The organism is Lonsdalea iberica (genome assembly GCF_002111585.1).
In the GTDB taxonomy this organism is placed as follows: domain Bacteria; phylum Pseudomonadota; class Gammaproteobacteria; order Enterobacterales; family Enterobacteriaceae; genus Lonsdalea; species Lonsdalea iberica.
Genome location: NZ_LUTP01000041.1, coordinates 20182 through 27195 on the forward strand (window position 1 = coordinate 20182; position 7014 = coordinate 27195).

The 7014-nt window shown below is 51.5% G+C and carries 6 protein-coding genes and 2 tRNA genes; 2 read left to right on the top strand and 6 right to left on the bottom strand.

The annotated features are described in order from the left end of the window. Positions 1–43: 43 nt before the first annotated feature. Both rpoE and trmN read right to left on the bottom strand, forming a co-directional pair. The gene (gene rpoE / locus AU511_RS13630; protein WP_026741430.1) at positions 44–619 is read right to left on the bottom strand and encodes an RNA polymerase sigma factor RpoE; all 576 of its coding nucleotides are present in this window, start codon (positions 617–619) and stop codon (positions 44–46) included. 272 nt (positions 620–891) lie between these two features. After that, on the bottom strand, positions 892–1635 hold the full coding sequence (trmN, locus tag AU511_RS13635; RefSeq protein WP_094110017.1) for a tRNA(1)(Val) (adenine(37)-N(6))-methyltransferase TrmN: 744 nt from the start codon (positions 1633–1635) through the stop codon (positions 892–894). 132 nt (positions 1636–1767) lie between these two features. On the opposite strand from trmN, the gene srmB reads away from it, so the two are divergent. After that, positions 1768–3096 (top strand): ATP-dependent RNA helicase SrmB, encoded by a 1329-nt coding sequence (gene srmB, locus AU511_RS13640; protein WP_094110018.1) that lies wholly within the window; start codon positions 1768–1770, stop codon positions 3094–3096. Positions 3097–3264: 168 nt separating this feature from the next. Here srmB and grcA read toward each other — a convergent pair whose 3' ends face one another. Then, complete coding sequence (grcA, locus tag AU511_RS13645) at positions 3265–3648, bottom strand: autonomous glycyl radical cofactor GrcA (RefSeq protein WP_094110019.1); 384 nt, start codon at positions 3646–3648, stop codon at positions 3265–3267. A 355-nt stretch (positions 3649–4003) separates the two neighbouring features. On the opposite strand from grcA, the gene ung reads away from it, so the two are divergent. After that, entirely contained in the window at positions 4004–4690 is a 687-nt protein-coding gene (gene ung, locus AU511_RS13650; RefSeq protein WP_094110020.1) for a uracil-DNA glycosylase, read from the top strand. A gap of 133 nt (positions 4691–4823) precedes the next feature. Here the strand turns inward: ung and AU511_RS13655 are convergent. The 3 genes from AU511_RS13655 to gltX all read right to left on the bottom strand — a co-directional run bounded on the left by AU511_RS13655 (position 4824) and on the right by gltX (position 6747). Continuing rightward, positions 4824–4899, bottom strand: a tRNA-Ala gene (locus AU511_RS13655). Between the two features lie 40 nt (positions 4900–4939). Continuing rightward, a tRNA-Ala gene (locus AU511_RS13660) sits at positions 4940–5015 on the bottom strand. Positions 5016–5331: 316 nt separating this feature from the next. Further along, a complete protein-coding gene (gene gltX, locus AU511_RS13665) occupies positions 5332–6747 on the bottom strand; it encodes a glutamate--tRNA ligase (protein WP_094101907.1) in 1416 nt (471 codons plus the stop codon). Positions 6748–7014 lie beyond the last annotated feature (267 nt).

Sequence of the window (7014 nt, forward strand, 5' to 3'; positions counted from 1 at the left end):
CCCTTACCTTGTCAAATCGGTCACGATGAACGTTCACAACAAGTTAACGCTGAATAAGCGGTTGTACTTTATTATCAATAGCTTCGCGTGCACGGAAAATACGCGATCGCACGGTACCCACTGGACACCCCATGATATCGGCTATCTCTTCGTAGCTCAGGCCATCCAGTTCTCGAAGCGTGATTGCCAGTCGTAAATCCTCCGGCAATGACTCAATCGTGCGGAACACTATCCTACGCAACTCATCAGACAGCATTAAATTCTCAGGGTTCGATATTTCTTTCAACGCGCTGGCATTTTCATAATTCTCAGCGTCGCTGGCGTCTACGTCACTTGACGGAGGGCGCCGCCCCTGTGCAACCAGATAGTTCTTCGCCGTGTTCACCGCAATGCGGTACAGCCACGTATAAAAAGCACTATCGCCGCGAAAAGACTCGAGTGCGCGATAGGCTTTGATAAATGATTCCTGGACCACGTCCGGTACGTCGCCCGGGGGGACGTACCGAGATACCAGGCTCGCTACTTTGTGCTGGTAACGAACAACCAGTAAATTGAACGATTTCCGATCGCCTTTCTGGACCCGTTCAACCAGAACCTGATCTGTCAACTGCTCGCTCATCCGAGGTAATATCTCCTCAAATTTGTCTCCACGCCTAGGTTACGTAATGCCAGCCACGTTCTAAATCTTTGAGCAAGCACTCGCTTGGAGTCCGTACACATCATTAAGTTCCGTTTCAAAAGTCTTATCTGCTTTGTGAGATCGCTAGTGTCATTTTCAGTACCAGACCCGCCTGTACTCTTGTGGCTAGTTGTACCACACTTCGACCTTCCACGTGCGCCGAATCCCGCTGTTCGGGGGGCTACACATATGTAACACCGTCTTTCCATGCATTACATGGATAGATAAAAATCTCGCGTCAGCGCTTGGTAGGCATTGGAATAGTGCCCCTCCTCATCTCGAATCACCAGCGAAGACCGTTGAGTGGTCCCCGGCAGGAGCGAGAACGCCAGCAACGTGCGATGTGCGGGACGTGACGCATATTCATGCACATCCGTCCGTAGTGACAGGCACCATCCTTCTTTTTCAGCCTGCGGCACAAACCCCTTCGCGACATCGCAGGGCAACACCACGCAAAAAAGCCCCTCGTCCGTTAACTTCGCTCTAGCGCATCGCAATAATCGTTGGTGAGTCAAGGAGGTAGTATAGCGGGCTTGAGCGCGCGACTCTGAACGGCAGCTCACTCCCGGAACGAAATAGGGAGGATTGCTGACAATCAGCGCGTATTGATGGCGGTTTTTTTCTGCGAAGTCGGCGATATCGGCCGTGTGAACCGCCACCTGCTCGCGCCAGGGCGAGGCAGCCGCATTTTCTCTCGCCTGCTGCCCCGCGTCGGCGTCCAACTCTACGCCGTCCACCGACAGACACCCTTCCGCGCGCTGCGCCAGCATCAGCGTGATTACCCCAGAACCGCAACCGATATCCAATAAACGCCCCTCTTTCGGCAACGGCGCCCATGCGCCGAGCAGAATGCCGTCCGTCCCGACTTTCATCGCGCAGCGATCGTGCGCCACGAAAAATTGTTTAAAGGTGAATCCGCCGGAACGTACCGCCGGCGTCGGTAAAGGCTGAGTCATTTTGCGTCTTTTCCTGTTAAACCGCGCTAGCATAGGAGAAACTCTGACGCAGTAAAAGTCGTCTGCATCGCTTAAAGAGATGAACAACCGGGCCAATGAGTCTATAATCGGCGCCCCAAATAGAGGTAGATAATGACAGCGACCAATTTTTCCGAGTTTGATCTTGATGAAAGCCTGCTAAACGCCCTGCAGGATATGGGGTTCTCCCGCCCAACGGCAATTCAGGCTGCCGCCATTCCTCCAGCAATGGACGGACGGGACGTTCTAGGCTCTGCACCAACAGGAACCGGGAAAACTGCCGCCTATCTGCTACCGGCATTGCAGCATCTGCTCGACTTCCCACGTAAAAAATCCGGGCCACCGCGCATACTGATTCTGACGCCTACACGGGAATTGGCCATGCAAGTCGCCGAACAGGCTAAAATCCTGGCCGCCCAGACGCATCTGGATATTGCTACCATCACCGGTGGCGTCGCCTATATGAACCACGCCGAAGTGTTCAGCGAGAACCAGGATATCGTCGTCGCGACGACCGGTCGTTTGCTGCAATATATCAAAGAAGAAAACTTTGACTGCCGCGCGGTGGAAACGCTGATCCTGGATGAAGCCGACCGCATGCTCGACATGGGATTCGCTCAGGATATTGAGCATATCGCGGGGGAAACTCGCTGGCGCAAACAGACGTTGCTGTTTTCCGCGACGTTGGAAGGCGATGCCATCAAGGACTTCGCCGAACGCCTGTTGAAGGAACCGGTTGAAGTTGAAGCCGATCCGTCACGTCGCGAGCGTAAAAAAATTCAGCAGTGGTACTACCGTGCTGACGATCTCCAGCATAAAACCGCGTTGTTGTGTCATCTGCTGAAACAGCCGGACGTGACGCGTTCCATCGTTTTTGTTCGTAAGCGTGAGCGCGTTCATGAAATGGTCGCATGGCTGCGTGAAGCCGGTATTGAGACCTGCTATCTGGAAGGCGAGATGGTGCAGGCTAAACGTAACGAGGCGATCAAGCGCCTGAGCGATGGCCGAGTCAATGTGCTGGTAGCAACCGACATCGCCGCCCGCGGACTGGACATCAACGATGTCAGCCATGTATTCAACTTCGACCTGCCTCGTACCGCAGACACCTATCTGCACCGCATTGGCCGTACCGGGCGTGCGGGACGCAAGGGCTGCGCCATCTCGCTGGTCGAAGCGCACGATCATCTGCTGCTGGGCAAAATCAGCCGCTACTTGAACGAGCAGATGAAAGCCAGAGTGGTCGATGAGCTGCGCCCATCAACGCGCGCACCGAGTGCGAAAATAACCGGTAAGCCGTCGAAAAAAGTCTTGGCCAAGCGCGAAGAGAAAAAGCAAAAAGAGAAGCCGAAGACCAAGGCTAAAGTGCGTCACCGCGATAGCAAAAATATCGGTAAACGTCGTAAGCCAAGCACTAGCACAGAAAAACCGGCTGAAAAAAAATAAGTAGCGGCCGATTTTTAACGCAGCAGCGTAGATCAGCGGTAGGTCCTACTGCGCCCAGTGAACATCATTGGGCGTTTTTGTGCCTGAAACGGACCCAAATGTAAAAAAAGGGAGCCGATGGCTCCCTTTTCTATGCGATTCATCTGTCTTGAATCATGTCGTTCGCGATTACAGACTTTCTGTGAAGGTACGAGTAATCACATCGCGCTGCTGTTCCGGCGTCAGCGAGTTAAAACGTACGGCATAGCCAGATACACGAATAGTCAGCTGCGGGTATTTTTCCGGATTCTTAACCGCATCTTCCAGCGTTTCACGGCGCAGTACGTTCACGTTCAAGTGCTGGCCTCCTTCAACGCGCACTTCCGGTTTCAGTTCCAAAGGAATTTCACGATATTCGAACTGACCCAGATCGCTGACCGGCACGATTTGGTCTTCGCTGTAATCCGCTTTTGTACAAACGCAACGCGCCTCTGATTTCTCATCGTCCAGTAACCAGAAAGAATTAACCAATGCGCTGTTGTTTGCCTTGGTGATTTGAATACCTGTAATCATGATTGCCTCCGTAGCACGGCGTGTAAGTCTGAATGATAATCTCGTATCCAGTAACAAATTTGCCTGTTGTTTAACATCAGGGTAAACCCGACTGAATCTGCTAACCTGTATACCAGTCGCGCATGTCACAATCATTGATTCAAATCAATTTCTACCATTTATGAATTTCACGCCCGAGATCAATCTTTTGTTTTATATCAATTTTACTATTTTTCCTTCACTGCAAAAAATTCTATGTTTTTTCAATTTTTTTGCCAAAACGACGCTTACGCCGCGAATAGTCAGGTTATGGTTTTACCTCTTCGAGATAGAGCGGTAAGCTAACCCGATTGATCGAATGGACAAGGGCGCATTGATGGCAACTTCCCTGACCTGGCACGACGTACTGTCCCAGGAGAAACAACAACCTTACTTTATTGACACACTGAAGTTCGTTCAGCAGGAACGAGAAGCGGGAAAAGTGATCTACCCACCTCAGCAAGACGTGTTCAACGCGTTTCGCTATACCGAATTTCATGATGTGAAAGTCGTTATTCTCGGTCAGGATCCTTATCACGGTCCGAATCAGGCGCACGGCCTCTCTTTTTCGGTTCGCCCAGGGGTTCCCGCGCCGCCGTCTCTCTCCAACATTTACAAAGAACTGGCCAGCGACATTCCCGGCTTTGAAATTCCACGACACGGTTTTTTGCAGAGCTGGGCTCAGCAAGGCGTTCTGCTGCTTAACACGGTGCTGACGGTGGAAGGCGGAAAAGCGCACTCACATGCCAATCTGGGGTGGGAGACGTTTACAGATAAAGTGATAGCAGCGCTGAATTCACATCGAGAAGGGCTCGTTTTTTTGCTGTGGGGATCTCACGCGCAGAAAAAAGGCAACATCATCGACCAGCAACGCCACCACGTATTGAAAGCGCCTCACCCCTCCCCGCTTTCAGCGCACCGCGGCTTTATGGGATGCCGACATTTTTCGCAGGCCAATCACCTGCTCGAACAGCAAGGACTGCCACCTATCGATTGGCTGCCGCATCTCCCTGACGATAACTGATTTTTCCGATGGCCTTCGTTCAATCGAATGGGGGCATTTCGTTGAGGTAATAGCAGCAGCTTAGAAAATAGTGAGAAAGAAGTGAAGCTTTGAGAATAAGGGAATAAATTAGAAGAAAAATGGGAAGGAATATTGGTGGAGCTAAGCGGGATCGAACCGCTGACCTCTTGCATGCCATGCAAGCGCTCTCCCAGCTGAGCTATAGCCCCACACGATAGATATGTTTCAGTCACACCCAAACATGGCGTTTGGTGGAGCTAAGCGGGATCGAACCGCTGACCTCTTGCATGCCATGCAAGCGCTCTCCCAGCTGAGCTATAGCCCCGTTCTGACACAACATCTGTGTGAACGGGCCGAATGATATGCAACGCCATCGGTAGTGTCAACGGCTAAATCCATTTACCCACTCGACCGCTGAAAAAGCCGTCAAGGTGAGCAGAACACGGTCATCACATCCCCTTGAATCGGAATGATCCCGGCGGGATGTACATTGAGCTATGGAGCTAATTTTGGGCAAAACCACCTCAGAATGATGGCATCACCGAGACATGAACTCCCCAGCAGTATCATTAAGCCCATAAAAAAACCCCGCGCAGCGTCGGCCCGCGGGGTTTTGATCATTGTATGTTTTCTATCTTTTATTATTGCTGCGCTTCGCGTTCAGCAATAAATGACAGCGCGCGATCGATACGAGCCAGCGCACGTTTTTGACCTACGCCATGGACGGTGACATCAACACCTGGCGACTGACCCGCCCCCGTAACCGCAACACGCAGCGGCATACCCACTTTGCCCATCCCCTGCTGCAGCTCATCGGCCGTGCTTTGGATAGCATGATGAATATTTTCCGGCGTCCACTCAGTAATGGCCGCCAGCTTAGCGCGAACCCGTTCCAGCGGTTGACGAGCAACCGGGCGCAAATGCTTTTTCGCAGCATCGGCATCAAATGCATCGAACTCTTCATAGAAGTAACGACAGGAGGCCGCCATTTCTTTCAGGGTTTTGCAACGCTCACCCAACAGTTTGACCAATTCACTCAGTTGGGGACCATGACGGGTATCAATGCCTGCTTGCTCGATATGCCAGGACAGCTGCGTCGCAACATACTCGGCCGGCAAGTGATTAATGTAATGGTGATTCAGCCACAGCAGCTTTTCAGTATTGAACGCACTAGCCGACTTGCTGACGGCGTCCAGTGTGAACAACTGTTTCATTTCTTCTATAGAGAAAACTTCCTGATCGCCATGCGCCCAACCCAGACGGACCAGATAGTTCAACAATGCTTCCGGCAGGAAGCCGTCGTCGCGGTATTGCATCACGCCTACAGCGCCATGACGTTTAGACAGCTTTTTACCATCATCACCCAAAATCATGGAGACATGCGCATATTCAGGGACTGGCGCGCCCAACGCTTTCAGAATATTGATCTGACGAGGCGTGTTGTTGATATGATCTTCCCCACGAATAACATGGGTGATTTCCATATCCCAGTCGTCGATCACAACGCAGAAGTTATAGGTCGGCGAACCGTCAGTGCGGCGAATAATCAGGTCATCCAACTCTTGGTTGCTGAATTCGATGGGGCCACGAATGTTGTCATCAAAGATGACGGAACCTTCCTGCGGATTACGAAAACGCACCACGTGCGGCTCATCATCGGCATGGTGTGCGTGGGAATCACGGCAGCAACCGTCATAACGGGGCTTTTCACCATTGGCCATTTGCTGCTCGCGCAGCGATTCGAGACGCTCTTTGGAGCAATAACATTTATATGCAGTCCCGTTTTCCAGCATTTGATCAACAACCGCATTGTAGCGATCAAAACGTTTAGTCTGGTAATACGGGCCTTCATCCCAGTCCAGACCCAGCCAGTTCATACCATCCATGATGGCATCGATCGCCTGTTGGGTTGAACGCTCCAGATCGGTATCTTCTATACGTAATACGAATTCGCCATCCTGATGACGGGCGAACAGCCATGAATAGAGTGCGGTACGGGCGCCGCCTACGTGCAAATAGCCAGTAGGACTGGGAGCGAAACGGGTTTTGATTTTCATTGGGATTACGGCCTTATTACTCAACGGCTGTCAGTGAATACCGACGCAAGCTCATATTAAAAGTGGGCAATATTCTATCACCCTACTTCGATTCCTCAACGCAATAACATCGCCTGCCCCGGCACTCTCACGCCAAAATGCTTACGATTTCAACGCCAATGTACACAAATACGGCTCTCTGACTAATTTTACGACGAACAGCCATTTAAGTTTTAAAAAGCGTTGACTCACTATGAACTATCCCTATAATGCCACTCCACACAGCGC

What these genes read in the sequence shown, in the direction of transcription:
- rpoE (WP_026741430.1), bottom strand. Translation starts at nt 619, where the DNA reads ATGAGCGAGCAGTTGACAGATCAGGTTCTGGTTGAACGGGTCCAGAAA.
- trmN (WP_094110017.1), bottom strand. Translation starts at nt 1,635, where the DNA reads ATGACTCAGCCTTTACCGACGCCGGCGGTACGTTCCGGCGGATTCACC.
- srmB (WP_094110018.1), top strand. Translation starts at nt 1,768, where the DNA reads ATGACAGCGACCAATTTTTCCGAGTTTGATCTTGATGAAAGCCTGCTA.
- grcA (WP_094110019.1), bottom strand. Translation starts at nt 3,648, where the DNA reads ATGATTACAGGTATTCAAATCACCAAGGCAAACAACAGCGCATTGGTT.
- ung (WP_094110020.1), top strand. Translation starts at nt 4,004, where the DNA reads ATGGCAACTTCCCTGACCTGGCACGACGTACTGTCCCAGGAGAAACAA.
- gltX (WP_094101907.1), bottom strand. Translation starts at nt 6,747, where the DNA reads ATGAAAATCAAAACCCGTTTCGCTCCCAGTCCTACTGGCTATTTGCAC.